The following is a 16,587-nucleotide window of genomic DNA, read 5'->3' as shown; positions in this document are numbered from 1 at the left end:
CCGTTGCGGTGCTACCCGGCCCAGGGTACGGCGGCCTCAGACGGCCTTGAAGTCACCGGCCTTGACGCCCGTCACGAAGGCCGAAAACGCCTGCGCGGGGACGGCGAGGGCCGGGCCCGTGGGGTTCTTGGAGTCCCGGACGGGGACGACGCCACGGGATATGACGAAATTGACGGCCACCTCCACGCAGTTGCCGCCGTTGTTGCTGTAGGAGGACGTGAACCACCGGGGGGATTCGGTCGTGGTCGTCACGGGGTGCCCTTTCGTAGCTCGTGGATCATGGCCACGGACTCCGCTTGGGAGGCGGATACGGCCTGTAGCTGATGGTAGGCCGTCAACTGGGGCACTACAGACGGGATATGCCGGTCAAAGTGTCCCTGCATCTGCGACTCGGCGTAAGCCATCAGCGTTCGATCCGCCAAGGTCAACAGATTGACTGGCAAGTCCAGCGGCCGACGCTCCCCTATGGCGAACGGGGCGATCTGCAACACGGTGTTCGGCTGCTCGGCGAACTCGATCAACCGGTCGTACTGAGCTTCCATGACCTTCCGGCCACCGACCGGGCGGCGGATGCAGCTCTCGTCCATCACCAGGAGCACCATGGGGCCGCGAGGCCGGGCGATGGCGTGCTGCCGCTCGGCGAGAAACGAGACTCGTTCCTCGGCCAGCTCCGGCGAGATAGCACCCCGCTCCACGGCACTGTTGGCGAGCACCCGGGCGTAGTCGGGGGACTGCAACAACCCGGGCATGATCCCGATCTCGTACAACCGAATCTCTACCGCCTGAGCCTCGAAGGCGACGTACTCTGGAAACCCTTCCAGCAGTACACCGTTCCGCATTTCCCGGTACGCACGTTCGAATGCTTCGGACGTACCTTCGATTCCGAATGCCACATCGAGGCTACGCGAGAACCGGAGGGTCGGAGGCTTTCGACCAGTTTCGGCGGCAGAGATATGTTTGCTGGAGTAACCGGTCCGATCGGCCAGATCCTCCTGTGTCCAGCTCCTGGCCTCCCGTGTGCTGCGTAACCGCGCACCAAAGGCCGCCTGCGGACTCCTACCGGGGTTCAGTTCCTTACGGTTCATAAGGCAACGCACCCGCCCCTTCCTTCATTTGAGGCACCTTGAAGGTGGTTCCACCCTAAGGGACTCTGATGCTCCGCGTAGTGGAAACGCTACAGAAAGGAGCGGCCATGCCTGCTGTCCACGGTTCGACGTTTCAGTCCCAACTCAACTCTTTGCTGGTCGGGGGTGGTTACTGGGGGCTCGCGCCGGATTGGGTTCCGCGTACCGGATACGTCCGCGACCGGGACACCCTGATCACCGTCCTCGCCGCACTCCGGCGGCTGGTCCAGAACGAGACGGCCCGACTCCGGCGAGGAGGCCGACCCCATGCCCACTGACTGGACCCCGCAGATCGGCGGCAACGCCCGCGACACGACCCGTAACAAGGTCGGCCGGGTGATGGACCGTACGCACGGCCGCTACTGGCTCCGCCCCATCGGCGGCGGCATCGAATGGACCGTCCCCGCCGCAGACCTGTGCCCCGTCACCACCGCCGAACTCCTCGCCGAAGCCGTCGCCGAGGCCAACAAGCGGTCCGGCCAGGGGGACCTCACATGACCGACCAGCCCACCGGCTGTCCCCACTGCCGGGAACTGATCGAGGACGAACGGGCGGCCAAGGCCGCCGGGGACCAGTCGAGGGCGGTCGACTGCCGCGTACTCCTGCAACGCCACCGGGACGCCGAACACCACCGGCGCCGCCCGGCCGAGGACTGACCCCGCCCGCACAGAACACCCCCGGCGGCCCCGCCGACCCGCCGCCGGGGGCTCGTGGAGACCCCCCATGACCCGCGACGCCCTCCTCACCCATACCCCCCACACCCTCGACGCCATCTGCGTCCAATGCGGCCGACCCACCTGCGCCCCGGTCGAAGTCGGCGTCATAGACCGCGCCAACGGAACCGCCGTCGTGCTCTACGCCTGCCCCCGCTGCGTCCTCCGCCACTCCCCGGGCCCCACCCCCGCCGAGGACGTCAGCCGCTAGCCCGAACCGCCCGCCGCCACCAGGAACGCCTGGCGATCGAGATCTCGATCCGCTCACCCCGCGCGGAAACGACCGTCCGCCAGACGCCATGGCTCTTGAGCACCTGCTCGACCGTCCCCGACGCGAAGGCCCGATTGGCCATCAGAGCGCCTTGGGACGCGGCCTCCGGATCGAGCGACACCAGCCCGGTCACACCCTCCATCACCACGGCCTGCGCGTCCTGAAGGGACCTCACTGCAATGGACATTTGGCCGACTGTAGCCGTGTAAAGCCCCATTCCGGGGATGGTGACATCGCCCGATTCCGCCGTCGGCCGTTCGTCGTTCGGTTCACTCATCCGAGGGCGGTCATGGCGTCCTCCACCCATATCGATCGAGAACGGGGCTCCAGGTGGATCAGCCCCTGCGAAAGAACTCCGAGCCCTCTTCCGAGCCGACGCGGCTTTCGTCGGCCGTCCACAGCCGACTCGTCACCGAGTCATCGGAGCCGCACCCATTGGTCGTCCGCACCAACAACGGCATCGTCTCCACGGGTGATCACGCCAGTATCAACGCCAGGACCGTTCACCTGACCGCCGAAGGGCTCCGGCATCCAGGCGCGGTATCGGCGCCTCCGGGGACCACCAACCTGCCTCTGCCACCCGATCCCTGGTTCGTGGGTCGCAGGACGCAGTTGGCACGGCTGGAGGCGGCCCTGGGTGAGCCGACAGCGGCGTCGTCACTTGTCGTCTGCGGCCTCGGCGGCATGGGCAAGTCCGCCCTCGCGTCCGAGGTCGCCCATCGGCAGCTCGGCCGGTTCAACCCCGTGTGGTGGATCACGGCGGACTCCCCCGCCGGGATCACCCACGGGCTGGCCGATCTCGCCACCCGGCTCGCCCCGCACCATTTCGTGGCCGCGACGACCGGCGCGGAGCGGGCCGCGTGGGCGCTGGACTGGCTGCGGGCGCACGACGACTGGCTGCTCGTACTGGACGACGCGGGGGCGCCCCGTGACATCGCGGCCCTGCTGGGTCTGACGACCGGGCGGCGGATCGTCACCAGTCGCCGGGCCACCGGCTGGCGGCGGCCGGCCGCGCCGCTGGCGCTGAGCCCGCTGCCGCCGGACGCCTCGGCGGAGTTCCTGGCCCACACCGTCCAGCCGTACGACGCGGACGAGGCGCGGGAGCTGAGCGGCCTCGCCGACGAGCTGGGGCATCTTCCCCTGGCCCTGGACCAGGCCGCCGCGTATATGGAAGCCACCGCCATCGGCCCGGCCCAGTACCGGGAGCGGCTGCGCCGCCATCCGGGCCGGATGTACGCCATGGCATCGACGGGGAAGGACGAGATGGAGAACCAGCGGACCATCGACCGGATCTGGCGGGTCTCCCTCCAGGAGATCACGGAGCGGCAGCCGCTCGCCGGGGATCTGCTGCGGCTGCTCGCCTGGCTCGCCCCCGACCCGCTGCCGCGCGACGTGCTGCAACATCTGCCGCCCGCGCTTTCCGCCGATCCGCTCGCCGTGGACGACGCCCTCGCCGAACTCCACGGCTACAGCATGATCACCCTCACCCGGGAGACCGTGACCGTCCACGGACTCGTCCAGGCCGTGGCGCGTACCCCCGATCCCGACGATCCCCAGCGCACCCCCGAGGCCGTCGCCGCCGCCCGGCTGCACGCCGTCGAGCTGCTGGTGGGGGCGCTGCCGGGGAGCCCGCTGACCGAGGTGTCCGGCTGGCCCCGCTGGCGGGAACTGCTGCCGCACGTCGTGGCCTTCGCCGAACCGGACCGCTCCGATGAGGACGTCCACACCGCCGGTCTGCTGCTGGCCGCGTCCCTCTTCCTCCAGGGCGACGGCGCGGCCGGGGCGGCGGCGCGCCACGCACGGCGCTCGGTGGACATCCACACCCGGATCAACGGCCCCGACCACACCGACACCCTCAGCGCCCGCAGTCTCCTCGCCAGCGCGCACCGGCTGGCCGGGGACCTGGAGACCGCCGCACCCCTGCACGAACAGTTGCTCGCCGACTGCGAACGGGTACACGGCCCCGAGCACCCCGACACCCTGGTCGCCCGGGCCAATCTGGCGTACCTCCACGCGCTGCGGAAAGAACCTGCCCTGGCCCGGGATCTGCACCGGCGGAACGTCGCCGATATGAGCCGCGTCCACGGTCCCGACCACCCGCACACGCTCAACGCCCGCGCCAATCTGGCCGCCGCCCACCGGGATCTGGGAGAGCCGGAGCTGGCCGTCCCTCTGTACGAGGAGACGATCGCCGCCTGCGAGCGGCTGTACGGCCCCGAACACGCCGAGACCATCACGGCCCGGAGCAATCTGGCGTACACCCTTCAGCGCGCCGGTGACCTGGACGCGGCGCTCGAACTCCACGAGCGCGTCCTGGCCGATCGCGTACGACTCTTCGGAGCCGATCACCGCTTCACCGAACTCGCCCGGGCACTCCTCGCGGGGGCCGTGCGACTCGTCCTGGCCGGACAACGGCATTCCATCAGGGAGCAGCAGTCAGCCCTGATCAGGCGTCGGCCAGTCTCACCGCGACCGACTGGAACCAAGCTCCGTAGGAGAACGGCTCGGGCGGGCCGACCTCCATACCGAGTTCCGCCGCTGCCAAGGCGTAATCCCCTTCGTCCAGAGGCAGGGCGAGCAACTCGTGGAGTTCACCTACGAGGCGGGCAACCACATAGGGGTCGGTGGTGGCGGCATAGTCGGAGATGGCGTCGTCATGGCCGGGGAACTCGTCCACGACGTCCTGTGAGAACCATCCCCCGAGCAGTTGCGCGGTCTCCGGGAATCGCGCATGCCACTCCCAGTGAGTCTGCGGGGACGACGGTTTCGGAGGGTCTCCCTCCTCGATGCTCTTTCTGAGATGGTCGGCCAGCACCAGCAGCCAGTCACCGATACCGGACTGAGGCATGCCTGTATCGGGGATCGCATAGAACTCGCCTAGCTGGCGCCGGATACGACCTGGCGGGCGTCGGCTGTACTCACGCAGTTGCCCCTCCGCGACCGCGATGGCCCAGGGACGGGTGTGCCAGGCATGGCGAAGATACGCGTCCAGAGCCCGGCTGCGCCGCTCCGGAGTGTCGTCGGCCGACTGTCCCAGATATGCGCGCATCACCTGATCCAGCTCTCCGTACCGGCGCTCGAACTCGATTGGCTTCATGGACATCTGCGTGCAGCCCTCATAGATAGAAGGGAACGGTCGTATGGACGATGAAGCCCTGCGGACTCGACGGCACACGACGCAACACCACACGTGCCGCCCGGACATCGACAGGCCCCCGCCCGGCCAGCAGGTCAGCCTCCAACTGAACCCGACCTACGGGCGATTCGCGGGAAGGCCAGGCGCCCTCGATAGTGAGTCGTGCCCTGGTGCCTTGGGCGAGCCAGCGGTGGATGGCTTGCTCGTTGGCCGCCACTACCTGTTGAACGGCCCAATGCGCGGTCTCACGGTCGGGGTAGGACGCGGAACGGGTCAGCACGGACTCACCTTCTCAAAAATTTGTCCTCGCAGTGGGCTGCGACGTATGGCTAGTCGGAGAAGCTCCAGAACAGCCCGACCTCCTCGGGAGAGACCACGACCAGTCCGCAATCCTCCATGAGGACGCTCAATGGAGCGTATTCGAAGCCTTTCTGGGCGAAGTCCAGCGTGCCGGGCGCGCTACCGGCCCTGCGAACGTTGGTGTGATAGGTGGCCTCGTTCCCGTAGCGGTCCAGGACCGTGCGGGCCATCGCTCTCAACTCTTCCTCGGACTCGTCAAAGTATTGGAGGTTGTCGAGGGTGCAACCGGCCTCGGTGAGTGCCAGGAGCAGACTCTCGGCGCTGCTGCGATCGATCTCCATAAGGCGGGACGAGATGTACCCCGGAGGATGAACGGCAAAAGGATAAACGGGGGAGTCAACGCGTTCGGAATCCATTTCCGAGTCGTCGACACGGGCCCAGCCCCGGGGGTCCTGAACAACCCGGGCCATCAGTGCGAGAACATCGAGTACCCAGTCTTCGTGGCGGCGCGGACCAGTGGCAACGAAAGCGACCGCATCCCTGTACAAATGACGTGTCGCAGTTTCCCAGGAAGTCTGGTCGACGACCATTTCATGCCAGCCTTTCAAAGGGTGAGCTTCATTTCATGCCGCCATAATTCCGGCCGGAATCGACGACCTCCAGGCGGAGGGGGCATTCTGGCGACTCGACCTAGGACTTGGTGGGCATCGACGTCATCACAGTGAACGGAGGCGTCCGACTGCTGTCGTACCGGATACGAGTATCGATACCGGTAACATCGTAAACTTTGGCATCCATGCCACCCTGCTTGTACCCGGAGAACGGGTCGTTCGGGTTAACGGGATTTCTGCTCACACTACGGCCGCTGGTCTCACCGTTAGGCGCGGTCTCATAGAAGCTCTTGACCGCTCCCTCCTCAGGCGGCGGCGGGCCTTTGATCCACGCTTCGATAGCGGCCCTGTTCTGGTTTAGATTGTATTCGGTCAACCTTTCCGCCCTCTGATAGTCAGGGAAGGCCGAAGAACTGCTCGGATATGGCTTCCCGTGCGGCCACGCCTCGGTCGCCCCCTTCACCTGCTGATCACGCAGGCGCTGCGCAAGCTGTTCATCCGTCTTCCCGACATGCTTATCTAGAGTGTGACCATTTTCCATATATTCATTAGCGGCGAGATTGAGATCATACCTACCACTCGAGTCAATCTTAAGCCACACCTGAGAATCTTTAAAATCCTCCAAGGCCCGCATGCCGAATCCTTGCGCACGCGCCTCCTGCGCCGCGAACATCGGCGCACTCCGATAAGCCTCACCCAATGGGCCCATGAGCGCATCTAGTTGCGGAACGAGCGCATCGACGCGTCGATTATATGTAGCGACAATGAGATTCAGCTTGGCGGTGTTCATGTTCAGCACGATGCCTTGACCCAACTGGCTTGCCCCTTTAACTACACCCTTGGCAACGCCTTTAAGGAAACCCTTGACATCATCCACACCAACGCCATCTTTGAGGTTCACCTCCACCTTGGGAATCGCATCACGAATAGCCTCTACATAGACATCCCAAACCTCGCGATTGAGATACACCGCCGCTTCAGCAAATTCATATAAGAGGTCCCCTATTTTCCTCGCCGTGTCGAACAGCACAGACATCACAGGATGGCTGGCGGTCTGCGATGAGGAGCTGTCGTGTTTCCAGTCGTAGCCCTCGCGACTCTTGCCCCACGCCGTTGTGCCCCAGAGGGAACTGCAGAACTGACGCATTGCGTCGTGCCACTCGCTGTTGGCCTGCTGGGTGATGCTACTAATGTTTCCGGTCAGCCCACTCTCCGCAATGGAGAGAGAGCTGGTCGCTCCCATCCACGCCTTGGACAGCGAGTTCAAATAGTGTTGCTGCGGAAATGGATAGACCTCTGCAACTTTACCCATTCGGAAAGCGTGCTTCACGACTGGCCGCAGCACGTCCCGGACCAGTTCGGGAACCCATTCGAGGATCCTGCGAATGAAGTCGTCACCGCCATCGTCGTCACCCCATTTAAGATTCGGAACGGATCCGTAAGCTGGAGGTTTCTCAATGACCACGGGCGGCGGCTGAAGGATAGGCTTCGCCTTACCCTTCGGATCGTTTGCCGCCTCTGCTGTCGCATATGTGTTGGCCGTCGAGGTAAATCCCACGGCCGCTCCCCCGATGCTGGCAACACTCTTGGCCCATACCTCGAAGAAGCGGTTACCCACCTTCACGTACGACGTCGCAAATGCCTGCGGCGAGGCACCATAACCGCCTGCGTCCGGATACTTGCGCAGATCTTCGAGGAGAGCCTTGGCACCTCGGTCCAGGACTGTCTGCTGGATAGCTACTCCACCGGACACTCGATATAGATCGGCCGGTTTGACGTCGATGGTCCCGCTCTGGTTCGGCGGTGGTGTGCCCATCAGCCGGCCCCCCAGCCTCGCAGCACGGCCTGGTGCGCTGCCGCATAGTTAATGTGACTTGTGGTTGCGCATTCGTGCAACCACTTTTGGGCTGCCTGAAGATCTTGGGCCGAATGATCCCACTCGTCGAGCTTGTCAACGAAGACTTCGCGGGCCTCCCCTTCCCAGGCGAGCACAACCGGCAGGATACGACCGTAAAGGTCGTCCAGACCGCCGTTCAGCCCCTTGAGAATGTTCTCTAATTCTTCAACTAGTTCACGTAGAGCCGCGAAGGAGACAGTGATATGACTGTCGTCCGCGTTTCCGGTGGACATGATCCCCTCATTTCGCAGGTTCCAAGATAGAGACTCCCGAAAAGCAAGTCAGAAGGAATCGAGGCTGCTGCGCGGAGGTACGGGCCCGGCGGCTTCCGGGTTCACTGTAGACAACCTGCCGACCTCACTCGCAACGTCTACCGAAATGCTGCGCATTTCGGCCAGTACCTCTAATTCCTGTTCCGTGAATCCGTCCCGGCTCAGACGTACAGCCTGCTCAAGGTGCCGGATCACTTCACGGATTCGCACGGCATCCTCAGCCGCCGCCCGGTGGAAACTGCGGTACGCCGTCGCTGCCGGTCCTCGCCACCCCTTCTCGATGCGGTCAACCACGGCATCCATGCGCTTTATCTGCTTGTCCAAGTGCCCCTGCATCGCGTCGAGGTCATCGGCCAGCTGAGTGAGCTTACGGCTCGACGCCCTCAGATCAGCCCCGCCGCCCTGACCCAAACCCGCGCCACGTACGTCCATGATCCGTGCCTCCAACCTTGCATCCTGGGCATGTTAAGCACCGAACGCCCGAAGTCCAGCAAACTATTTCGGCCTGTCATACATGCGCTCCCTGTCTCCCCCAGGAGCGCTCCGCTGAAGCACCCCCAGCGCTAGGGTCCGCTGGCTCACCTGGGGCGGGCACCCGGGCCAACGTCACGCACGCTGCCAGTCTCCGCTCAAGCATCTCGATGGTGCACCAACACAGTTCCTGCCAGCCCACACCCACTATCACCGCCTTCGGGGCCAATGGGCAGGAGCCGGACACACCTGCGTGGCATATAGGACACCATCCGTCCGCAGTGGCCTCTACGGTCACGACCATGAACACGGACACGAGCACGAAGAACGCCACCGCCGATCTCGTACGACCCTTCCGGATCGCGATCCCGCAGGCCGAGTTGGCCGGTCTCCGGGCCCGGATCCGGAGCGCCCGGTGGCCGGGGGAGATTGCCGGGCAGGGGTGGGAGCGGGGCGTGCCCGTGGGGTATCTGCGGGAGTTGGCCGACTACTGGGCCGACGGGTACGACTGGCGGGCCCAGGAGGCGCGGCTCAACGCGTATCCGCAGTTCATCACCGAGATCGACGGGCTGGACATCCACTTCCTGCATATCCGGTCCGAGCGGGACGACGCGCTGCCGCTGATTCTCACGCACGGGTGGCCGGGGTCGGTGGTGGAGTTCCTGGAGCTGATCGAGCCGCTGGCGCGCGACTTCCATCTGGTGATTCCGTCCATCCCCGGGTTCGGGTTCTCCGGGCCGGTGAACGAGGCCGGGTGGTCGAGCGGGCGGATCGCCGCCGCCTGGGGCGAGCTGATGCGGCGGCTGGGGTACGAGCGGTACGGGGCGCAGGGCGGCGACTTCGGCAGCGGGATCTCCCGGGCCCTGGCACTGGCCGAGCCGGAGCGGGTCGTCGGGGTGCACGTCAACGGGGGGACGACGTATCCGAGCGCGGCCGAGGACGACCCGACCCTGACCGACCGGGAGCGGGCCAGGGTGCGGCGGATGAACACCTTCATGAACGAGGCGGGCGGGTATCTCGCCATCCAGTCGACCCGGCCGCAGACACTGGCGTACGGGCTCACCGACTCGCCCGTGGGGCAGCTCGCGTGGATGGTCGACAAGTTCCGCGATATGACGGATCTCGCGAAGGAGCTGCCGCACGAGGCCATCGGGCGGGATGTGCTGCTCACCCATGTGACGCTCTACTGGCTGACCGCGACGGCGGGCTCGTCGGCGGCGCTGTATTACGAGGAGGGGCGGGCCTGGGGCGAGGAGCAGGCGTCGGACGTACCGCTCGCGGTCTCCCTCTTCACCGTCCAGGACATCGCGCTCCGCCGCGACGAGGAGCGGATCAACAACGTGGTCCGCTGGCACGACCACGACCGGGGCGGGCACTTCGCCGCGATGGAGGCGCCGGATCTGCTGCTGGCGGACGTCCGGGAGTTCTTCTCCGCCTACCGAGGGTGAGGCGGGCCGGTGCCCGGAGCCGTACCGCTACGGCTCCGGGGCCGGGCACCGCTCAGAACGGCCCGGCCCCGGACCTGCGTCCGGCTACGGCTGCTCGGGCGTGACGTAGTACGCGGCGAGCGCCTTCAGGGCCTCGTCCTCGTCGATCCGGCCGTCGCCGTCGGTGTCCAGGGCGTGCGCCGCCACCGAAGCCGTCTCGGGCGGCACGCCCAGGACCTTCATGACCCGCTCCGCCGCCTTCGGGGTGATGCCGTCCCCGTCGGGATCGGCGACCGCGATCACCGCGTGCAGGAAGGGGCGGGCGATCTCGGCGAAGCGGTCCGGGTTGTCCCGCAGCCGCTTCACCGCGCCCGTCACGAACTCCTGGCGGCTGACCCGCTGGTCGCCGTCGACATCGGCGATCCCGGCCATGCCCTGCCAGAACGCCTCCGCCCCGATGTAGAGGGCCTGGCCCCGGTCGCAGCGGGGGGTGGTGGAGAACTCGGCGAGCAGCCGCGCCGCCGCACCGCTGAAGTCCTCACGGTCGATGTAGCCGTTGCCGTCCTGATCGAATGCGGCGAATCGAGACGCGATCTTGCGCTCGTACTCTGCGCTGTCCATGCCGGGAGCGTAAGGCCCCGGGAGGCTGACGCGTGCAACTACCCGCTAATTGACCTCGGGCGGGCGGAAAACGAACCCCCGGTGAACGGCCGGTGGAGGAATCGCGCCGCCCCGGGGTGCGGAAACAGGCCCCGGTGGAGGCCCCCATTACCACCTCAACCCCCCTCCAGGGGCGCACTTGGCGCAAAGGGGCGTGCGTTGGCCGGTGCGCGCATTACATTCGTGGAGGCTCACGGGGTAGGGGTACGACCGCGGACGGAACTGACCCGCCGGACCGGTCGGAACGCCGCCGTGATCCGTAGGACCGGTACGGCGCGACGGTCCGCCCGACAACACGACAGCGACACACCGCTACACCGACACACAACGCCACAACACGACAGCGACACACCACGACACCGCGCACGGGATACGAAACGGGACAGGTTGGGGGCCGGGACCGATGGCGAAGGAGACCCAGCCGCGCTGGGACCGCAGAATGCAGCAGCGGCTCACGCGCGGCGAGGCCGCGGCGCTCGGTGAGCTGTACGACAGGTTCGCCACGCTCGTCCACAGCCTGGCCCACCGGGTGCTCGCCGACGACGAAGCCGCCGACCGGACCACCCGGGACGTCTTCGGCTACCTCTGGGAGAACCCCGGCGACTTCGACCCGCGGCAGGGCTCGATGCGCTCCTGGGTCGCCCGGGTGACCAACCGGATCGCCGTCGAGCGGCTGCGCAGGGCCGGGGCCGCCGCCCTGGCCCGCGGCGCGGCCGGGACGACGGAGGAACTGGAGGCGCGGGTGCGCCGGGCGTCGGCGGAGGCCAGGGCCGACTACATACGCACCTCCATGCCCGCCCCGCTCCGCCAGGCCCTGGAGCTGGCCTACTTCGAGCGGCGGAACTACCGGCAGACCGCCGCCGACCTCGGGGTGACCGAGGACGAGGCCCGGCGCAGGCTCCGGCTCGGGCTGCAACTGCTGTCGACCGCCCACACCCGTCCGGCGGAGGGCGGCTCGCCCCCCGGACACGGACGCTCGTTGTGACCGGGACCGGGGCGACGGAGAGCGACGACATCCCCACCCGGGCGGCGCGCGAGCCGGTACACGGGCCGCCGCCCCCACCGCCGCGCCGATCGGGTCGCGGACCGGCTCGGCGGTGATCACGGCCGTCGTGGGCGCCCTCCTCGTCACCGGCTGCGGGCGGATCCCCGGTATCGGCGGCGGCTCCCCCGAACCGGTCACCGTGATGACCTTCGCCCCCGAGAACACCGACGCCACCAACATGCCCGGCATGCCCGCGATGGCGAAGGCGTACGAACGCTGGGCCAACGCCACCGGCGGCATCGACGGCCACCGGCTCCGAGTGATCACCTGCAACGAGGGCAACACCCCCGCCGGCGCGTCCGAATGCGCCCGCCGGGCCGTCGACGAGGGCGTCGACGCCGTCGTCGGCTCGTACAGCCAGCACGGCGGCGCCTTCATGGCCCCCCTGGAAGCCGCCGCGATCCCCTTCATCGGCGGCTACGGGCTCGCCGAGGAGGAGTTCACCTCCTACGTCTCCTACCCCGTCAACGGCGGCCAGGCGGCGCTCCTCGCCGGACAGGGCCTCCAGCTCGCCGAAGCCTGCCGCGAGGTCGCCATCGTCCGCCCCGACTCCGCCGCCGGCGACCGGCTGCCCCGGCTCCTCGGCGCGGGGCTCGCCCACGGCGACCACGAGGCCCCCGCCGACGTCCTCGCGCCGGACAACGCCTCCGACTACACCCGCGAGGCCCGGAAGGCCCGGGCGGCCGTCGGCGCCGGGACCCGTACCGGCGGCTCCGGAAACGGCGGCGCCGAGCGGCCCGGCTGTGTCACCGCCGCACTCGGCGAACGCACCGAGACCTTCGTCGACTCCTACCGCCGACTGCCCGACGACGGGCGCGAGATCAGGTTCTCCTCGGTCACCGGCAGCGTCGGCCAGTCCCTCATCAACCGCACCGGCGGCCGGAACGGCCCGTACGAAGGCGCGTTCGTCACCGGCTGGTACCCCGGCGCCGACGACAGCCGCTGGAACCTCATGAAGGAAGTCGTCGACGAACACGCCTTCGGCGACAACCGGATCGATCCCACCGACTCCGGCGCCCAGACCACCTGGATCGCCTTCTCCGTACTGAACTCCGCGATCCGGGCCGTCGACTCCGACGAGATCACGTCCCGCAAGCTGATCCGGGCCCTGGACGGCGGCCTGGCGGTCTCCACCGGCGGACTCACCCCCACCCTCCGCTGGAAATACGGCGACCAGGAAGGCATCCCCGGCTACCCCAGGGCCGTCAACAGCTCGGTCACCTTCCACGTCGTACGGGACGGCAGACTGACCGCCCAGCAACGGGCGTCCGCACGGGTCTCGGAGGTGCTGTCGTACACACCCCGGTGACACGCTCCCGGGACCCTCGGGTTCTCAGAGCTGCTCGGCGCGGCGCGACGTCAGATCGAAATCCTTCGCGATCGCGTTCCACATCCCCGACGCCTGCCGCTTCGCCGTCGTCGCGTCACCACTCGCCCGATTGCCCTCCACGGCCCGCTTCGTGGACCGGGCCCGGCCGTCCTTGCAGCCCTTCTTGCTGTTCTTGACCTGCTCGGCCCAGGCCGCGTAGTGATCGTCCGCGGCGGCCGACGAATTCCAGGCCCGGATCAGCGACGATGTCAACTCCCCGTTCCGCGGCAGCTTGTCCACCGGCAGCGACTGCAACCGGGCCACCATGGTCCGGCGCTGCTCGGCCGCGGAACGCAGATCCGACGCGGCCTGATCCAGATTCGCACACTTCCGGATATTCGCCACGGAACGCACCACGGCCGCGCGGCTGCTGTTGCTGTCCGCGAGCAGCCTGTCCAACGCCTCGGCCTGCGGATAGGCCGGGTGGTTCTTCTTCGCGGCGTCCTCGTCGTCGTCCTCGTCCGGATCCTCCGACGCGGACGGCGACGGCGACGGGGACTCCTTCGGGGAGGGGGAGGTGCCCGGCTCCTTCGACCGCTCCGGCGCTCCGGACGCGGAATCCGCGGCCACCGGCGACGACGGCTTGTCGTCGCTGTCGTCACCGCCCCAGATCGCGGCGCTCAACCCCAGACCGAGTACGGCACAGCCGACGATCACGGCACCCATGACCGCGTACTGCGACGTCTTACGCCGCGCCTCCCGCTCCTCCGCGCGCTCCGGCCGCTCCGCCCGCCGGAACAGGTTGTCGAACTCGCCCGGAACGGGGGTGCGGGGGACCGCGCCGAGATTCGCGGTCGGAGGATCGTCCGCGGGCACCGGCGGAAGCACGGCCGTCGCGTCCGCGCCGCCCTGGACGGGCGGGATGACGGTGGTGGCGTCCGCGTCACCCCGGACCGGCGGGATGAACGTCGTGGCGTCCATCGCGCCGGGCGGCGGCGGCTGCTCCGGGGGCAGCGGCATATGCGCGCCGGGCGGGGGCGGGCCCCACGGCTGCCCCGTCGCGGGCGTATCGGGTATCCAGGGGTCACCCTCACGAGGCGGGTGCGCCCCGGATTCGTGCCCGTGCCCGTACCCGTTTCCACGTTCGCCTGCGCTGTGCGTCACCGGAACCTCCGTCCAAGCCGCGCGGGTCTCTCCAAACCCCTCAATGTATCGCGCGCGACGCGGTTGGCGACGGGGGGCCTTGTCCCCTCCGGGGAGGACCCGCCACTACCGGGCCTCGCCCGGCGGCCTGGTGTTGTTCGCGGTCTGCGCCACCGTCGCGGCTTGTCGCGCAGTTCCGCCCCCTATGCCTTCGGCAATGGGGGGACCCCCAGCGCCACCTGGGTTGCTTTCCCGACCGTCCTCGGGAGGGGAGCGCCCTCCGGGCGGGATGGGTAGTGCTTCCTCCGGAGGTGTTTCGACTGCGGGCCGTCTGTGGCTTGTCGCGCAGGTAGATCCGACACCCTGGGAGCTACCCGGAACGGGCCGAACCCGCAGGTCAGAAGGGGTAGCCATGTCTACCGCTACCGTCCCCGCGCGTACTTTCAAGGCATCGTCGGCGCCCACCGCAGCGTCTGAGTGCCGCCCGAGCGGGAACCTTCCGCTCCCCCGGAACGGCATGGAAACCAGTTCAGACATAGGCGTGTGCCCGTGCCACGGGCGCCCCCACGTGGATCTACTGCTCAGGAAGTCCAAGGTCGTGCGCGAGGGTGAGCGTGCTCTCAGCATCCGGGACCAGGAAGACCGGGGCCGACGCTGGGCCGAGGACAACGGCTACTGCGTCCGCAAGGTGTGGCGAGAGAACCTGTCCGCCTGGTCGGACATCGAGCGTCCGAAGTATGACGCGGCCATGGCGGCAGTGCTGGCCGGTGAAGTGCCCGCGCTGTGGGTGTTCGCGCTCGACCGGTTCTCCCGCAAGGGCGCGGAAGCGGTCGTGCCGATCCTCGGCAAGGCCCGGGTGATCTTCGACTACGAACGTCTTGACTCCATGGACGAGCGGGACCGGCGGTGGATCATCGACCGTGCCGAGAACGCGCGCGAGCAGTCCCAGCGGCTGAGCTACAACGTGCGGTCCACCAAAGCCACGCAGCGGAAAGAGGGAAGGTGGCTCGGCCGTGCCCCCTTCGGTCTGAAGGTCGACCCCGGAACGCGGAAGCTCTCGCCGAACCGGACCCCGTACGTGTGCCTGGTCGGGGGACAGCGGGAGGTGACCCCGTGGGAAGTGGTCGTCCGGATCTTCACCGAGATTGCCGGGGGAACGTCGTCCCGGGCCCTGTCGCGCAAGCTGAACGCAGAGGGGTTGTGCACGCCGCTGGGGAAGATGTGGCGGGCCGACTCCATCCGCGCCATCGTCATACACCCCGTCTATGAGGGGTGGCTCACGCACTCCCCGGGCGGCAAGTCCCACACCGACCGGGTTCCGTTCCTCAACGAGCGGGGCGAGAAGGTCCGCGTCGTCACCGATGCCGTGCTCCCGGACATGATCGCCGCGGAGCTTGCCGCGCGGGCTCGGCGCGTCATGTCCGGGAACCAAATCCCGAAGATGGTTGCCGCGTCGGCTGCCGCACGGCAGGGCCGGACCGCACACGCGCTGTCGGGGCGTCTGCGGTGCGACTCCTGCAAGGGGTACATGAGTCTGGACGGACGCTCGTACGTCTGCGGACGGCACCACGACGGGCCCGAGGCGTGCCCCGCACCGGCCATGGTGAGCCGCGCGGCGATAGAGGCGTACGTGGTCAAGGAGTGGTCCGAGCGGCTTCACCTGGCCGACGACCACGACCCCCTCTTGGTCGCGGTCGCCGAACGTTGGCAGGCAATCAACCAGCCGGAGGAGTCGCAGGAACTCGCCGACGCACGCGCCGAAGTGCAAGCAGCCAAAGCGGCACTTGACCGGTGGCACAGCGACGACCGCGCAGGGTTCTACACCGGGCGGTCGGCGCGCTACCGCATCCCCCACAAGAACGCCGCAGAAAGGCGGCTGGACACCGCAGAGGAACGGCTCACCGAGCTTGCCGGACCGGGCACGGTCGATCTGTCGCTACTCGTGAACGGGCGTGCCCACAAGATGTGGGACAGCGCAGATCCGGTGATGCGCCGCGATCTGCTCGGACTCGCCATCGACATGGTGACGGTCCGCAAGGCACCCGGTCCCGGACACCGCTTCAACGGGGACGCCCGGGTCACCTTCGCATGGGCCGAGCCCGAGAACGCCGACCCCGATGCGGACGCTTTCAGGCAGGCTGCATAGACGGCTCGATATCCTCACCCGTAGTCTGTGCCGACATGGGAGCACGGATCAGGTGCGGTCCC

19 protein-coding genes and 1 pseudogene are annotated in these 16,587 nt (G+C 67.8%); 9 read left to right on the top strand and 11 right to left on the bottom strand.

All coding sequences use genetic code 11. The features are described from left to right. Positions 1 to 36 precede the first annotated feature (36 nt). Both AB0G74_RS12875 and AB0G74_RS12870 read right to left on the bottom strand, forming a co-directional pair. Positions 37 to 252 (bottom strand): DUF397 domain-containing protein, encoded by a 216-nt coding sequence (locus tag AB0G74_RS12875; RefSeq protein ID WP_361144347.1) that lies wholly within the window; start codon positions 250 to 252, stop codon positions 37 to 39. Further along, positions 249 to 1,085 carry a helix-turn-helix transcriptional regulator gene (locus AB0G74_RS12870; protein WP_361144345.1) on the bottom strand — a complete coding sequence of 279 codons (837 nt, stop codon included), beginning with the start codon at positions 1,083 to 1,085 and terminating at the stop codon, positions 249 to 251. Before AB0G74_RS12870 ends, AB0G74_RS12875 begins: the two co-directional genes overlap by 4 nt. 107 nt (positions 1,086 to 1,192) lie before the next feature. Between AB0G74_RS12870 and AB0G74_RS12865 the strand changes: the two genes are divergently transcribed. From AB0G74_RS12865 to AB0G74_RS12850, 4 genes are all read left to right on the top strand, one after another. Continuing rightward, positions 1,193 to 1,402 carry a hypothetical protein gene (locus tag AB0G74_RS12865; RefSeq protein WP_361144342.1) on the top strand — a complete coding sequence of 70 codons (210 nt, stop codon included), beginning with the start codon at positions 1,193 to 1,195 and terminating at the stop codon, positions 1,400 to 1,402. Beyond that, a complete protein-coding gene (locus tag AB0G74_RS12860) occupies positions 1,392 to 1,622 on the top strand; it encodes a hypothetical protein (protein WP_361144340.1) in 231 nt (76 codons plus the stop codon). Before AB0G74_RS12865 ends, AB0G74_RS12860 begins: the two co-directional genes overlap by 11 nt. After that, a complete protein-coding gene (locus tag AB0G74_RS12855; protein WP_361144338.1) occupies positions 1,619 to 1,780 on the top strand; it encodes a hypothetical protein in 162 nt (53 codons plus the stop codon). The genes AB0G74_RS12860 and AB0G74_RS12855 overlap by 4 nt, the downstream gene beginning before the upstream one ends. Positions 1,781 to 1,847: 67 nt before the next feature. Then, the gene (locus AB0G74_RS12850) at positions 1,848 to 2,048 is read left to right on the top strand and encodes a hypothetical protein (RefSeq protein ID WP_361144336.1); all 201 of its coding nucleotides are present in this window, start codon (positions 1,848 to 1,850) and stop codon (positions 2,046 to 2,048) included. Here AB0G74_RS12850 and AB0G74_RS12845 read toward each other — a convergent pair. Continuing rightward, on the bottom strand, positions 2,038 to 2,295 hold the full coding sequence (locus AB0G74_RS12845) for a hypothetical protein (protein WP_361144333.1): 258 nt from the start codon (positions 2,293 to 2,295) through the stop codon (positions 2,038 to 2,040). The genes AB0G74_RS12850 and AB0G74_RS12845 overlap by 11 nt on opposite strands. Before the next feature lie 497 nt (positions 2,296 to 2,792). Here AB0G74_RS12845 and AB0G74_RS12840 point away from each other — a divergent pair. Beyond that, positions 2,793 to 4,445 (top strand): annotated as a pseudogene (locus AB0G74_RS12840) (tetratricopeptide repeat protein); the annotation flags it as partial. 109 nt (positions 4,446 to 4,554) lie between these two features. Here AB0G74_RS12840 and AB0G74_RS12835 read toward each other — a convergent pair. The 6 genes from AB0G74_RS12835 to AB0G74_RS12810 all read right to left on the bottom strand — a co-directional run bounded on the left by AB0G74_RS12835 (position 4,555) and on the right by AB0G74_RS12810 (position 8,756). After that, positions 4,555 to 5,211, bottom strand: a complete 657-nt coding sequence (locus AB0G74_RS12835) for a contact-dependent growth inhibition system immunity protein (RefSeq protein WP_361144330.1) — start codon at positions 5,209 to 5,211, stop codon at positions 4,555 to 4,557. Positions 5,212 to 5,224: 13 nt separating this feature from the next. Beyond that, positions 5,225 to 5,524, bottom strand: a complete 300-nt coding sequence (locus AB0G74_RS12830) for an RNase A-like domain-containing protein (protein ID WP_361144327.1) — start codon at positions 5,522 to 5,524, stop codon at positions 5,225 to 5,227. Positions 5,525 to 5,573: 49 nt separating this feature from the next. Next, complete coding sequence (locus AB0G74_RS12825) at positions 5,574 to 6,134, bottom strand: hypothetical protein (protein WP_361144325.1); 561 nt, start codon at positions 6,132 to 6,134, stop codon at positions 5,574 to 5,576. Between the two features lie 100 nt (positions 6,135 to 6,234). Then, positions 6,235 to 7,971, bottom strand: coding sequence for an RNase A-like domain-containing protein (locus AB0G74_RS12820; RefSeq protein WP_361144322.1), 1,737 nt, complete (start codon positions 7,969 to 7,971; stop codon positions 6,235 to 6,237). Continuing rightward, on the bottom strand, positions 7,971 to 8,285 hold the full coding sequence (locus tag AB0G74_RS12815) for a WXG100 family type VII secretion target (protein ID WP_361144319.1): 315 nt from the start codon (positions 8,283 to 8,285) through the stop codon (positions 7,971 to 7,973). The genes AB0G74_RS12820 and AB0G74_RS12815 overlap by 1 nt, the downstream gene beginning before the upstream one ends. Positions 8,286 to 8,333: 48 nt before the next feature. Further along, positions 8,334 to 8,756, bottom strand: a complete 423-nt coding sequence (locus AB0G74_RS12810; RefSeq protein WP_361144316.1) for a WXG100 family type VII secretion target — start codon at positions 8,754 to 8,756, stop codon at positions 8,334 to 8,336. A 341-nt stretch (positions 8,757 to 9,097) separates the two neighbouring features. Between AB0G74_RS12810 and AB0G74_RS12805 the strand changes: the two genes are divergently transcribed. Next, entirely contained in the window at positions 9,098 to 10,243 is a 1,146-nt protein-coding gene (locus tag AB0G74_RS12805) for an epoxide hydrolase (RefSeq protein WP_361144314.1), read from the top strand. Between the two features lie 84 nt (positions 10,244 to 10,327). Here AB0G74_RS12805 and AB0G74_RS12800 read toward each other — a convergent pair whose 3' ends face one another. Continuing rightward, on the bottom strand, positions 10,328 to 10,843 hold the full coding sequence (locus AB0G74_RS12800) for an EF-hand domain-containing protein (protein WP_361144311.1): 516 nt from the start codon (positions 10,841 to 10,843) through the stop codon (positions 10,328 to 10,330). Positions 10,844 to 11,285: 442 nt separating this feature from the next. On the opposite strand from AB0G74_RS12800, the gene AB0G74_RS12795 reads away from it, so the two are divergent. After that, positions 11,286 to 11,867 (top strand): sigma-70 family RNA polymerase sigma factor, encoded by a 582-nt coding sequence (locus AB0G74_RS12795; RefSeq protein WP_361144308.1) that lies wholly within the window; start codon positions 11,286 to 11,288, stop codon positions 11,865 to 11,867. Positions 11,868 to 11,979: 112 nt separating this feature from the next. Then, positions 11,980 to 13,236 (top strand): ABC transporter substrate-binding protein, encoded by a 1,257-nt coding sequence (locus AB0G74_RS12790; protein WP_361144305.1) that lies wholly within the window; start codon positions 11,980 to 11,982, stop codon positions 13,234 to 13,236. Between the two features lie 24 nt (positions 13,237 to 13,260). Here the strand turns inward: AB0G74_RS12790 and AB0G74_RS12785 are convergent, their stop codons facing one another. Next, on the bottom strand, positions 13,261 to 14,256 hold the full coding sequence (locus tag AB0G74_RS12785) for a hypothetical protein (protein ID WP_361144302.1): 996 nt from the start codon (positions 14,254 to 14,256) through the stop codon (positions 13,261 to 13,263). Positions 14,257 to 14,947: 691 nt separating this feature from the next. On the opposite strand from AB0G74_RS12785, the gene AB0G74_RS12780 reads away from it, so the two are divergent. Next, positions 14,948 to 16,525: a recombinase family protein gene (locus AB0G74_RS12780; protein WP_361144299.1), complete on the top strand. Its 1,578-nt coding sequence runs from the start codon at positions 14,948 to 14,950 to the stop codon at positions 16,523 to 16,525. Positions 16,526 to 16,587 lie beyond the last annotated feature (62 nt).

The sequence above is a fragment of the Streptomyces sp. NPDC020875 genome, assembly GCF_040641415.1.
GTDB lineage: Bacteria > Actinomycetota > Actinomycetes > Streptomycetales > Streptomycetaceae > Streptomyces.
This window is presented reverse-complemented; position numbering and strand designations above follow the sequence as displayed.

Bases quoted from the DNA above. Each gene is read 5' to 3' on its own strand.
- AB0G74_RS12855 (WP_361144338.1), top strand. From the start codon at position 1,619: ATGACCGACCAGCCCACCGGCTGTCCCCACTGCCGGGAACTGATCGAG.
- AB0G74_RS12800 (WP_361144311.1), bottom strand. From the start codon at position 10,843: ATGGACAGCGCAGAGTACGAGCGCAAGATCGCGTCTCGATTCGCCGCA.
- AB0G74_RS12795 (WP_361144308.1), top strand. From the start codon at position 11,286: ATGGCGAAGGAGACCCAGCCGCGCTGGGACCGCAGAATGCAGCAGCGG.
- AB0G74_RS12815 (WP_361144319.1), bottom strand. From the start codon at position 8,285: ATGTCCACCGGAAACGCGGACGACAGTCATATCACTGTCTCCTTCGCG.
- AB0G74_RS12805 (WP_361144314.1), top strand. From the start codon at position 9,098: ATGAACACGGACACGAGCACGAAGAACGCCACCGCCGATCTCGTACGA.
- AB0G74_RS12865 (WP_361144342.1), top strand. From the start codon at position 1,193: ATGCCTGCTGTCCACGGTTCGACGTTTCAGTCCCAACTCAACTCTTTG.
- AB0G74_RS12820 (WP_361144322.1), bottom strand. From the start codon at position 7,971: ATGGGCACACCACCGCCGAACCAGAGCGGGACCATCGACGTCAAACCG.
- AB0G74_RS12870 (WP_361144345.1), bottom strand. From the start codon at position 1,085: ATGAACCGTAAGGAACTGAACCCCGGTAGGAGTCCGCAGGCGGCCTTT.
- AB0G74_RS12825 (WP_361144325.1), bottom strand. From the start codon at position 6,134: ATGGTCGTCGACCAGACTTCCTGGGAAACTGCGACACGTCATTTGTAC.
- AB0G74_RS12785 (WP_361144302.1), bottom strand. From the start codon at position 14,256: ATGCCGCTGCCCCCGGAGCAGCCGCCGCCGCCCGGCGCGATGGACGCC.
- AB0G74_RS12845 (WP_361144333.1), bottom strand. From the start codon at position 2,295: ATGTCCATTGCAGTGAGGTCCCTTCAGGACGCGCAGGCCGTGGTGATG.
- AB0G74_RS12850 (WP_361144336.1), top strand. From the start codon at position 1,848: ATGACCCGCGACGCCCTCCTCACCCATACCCCCCACACCCTCGACGCC.
- AB0G74_RS12835 (WP_361144330.1), bottom strand. From the start codon at position 5,211: ATGTCCATGAAGCCAATCGAGTTCGAGCGCCGGTACGGAGAGCTGGAT.
- AB0G74_RS12810 (WP_361144316.1), bottom strand. From the start codon at position 8,756: ATGGACGTACGTGGCGCGGGTTTGGGTCAGGGCGGCGGGGCTGATCTG.
- AB0G74_RS12860 (WP_361144340.1), top strand. From the start codon at position 1,392: ATGCCCACTGACTGGACCCCGCAGATCGGCGGCAACGCCCGCGACACG.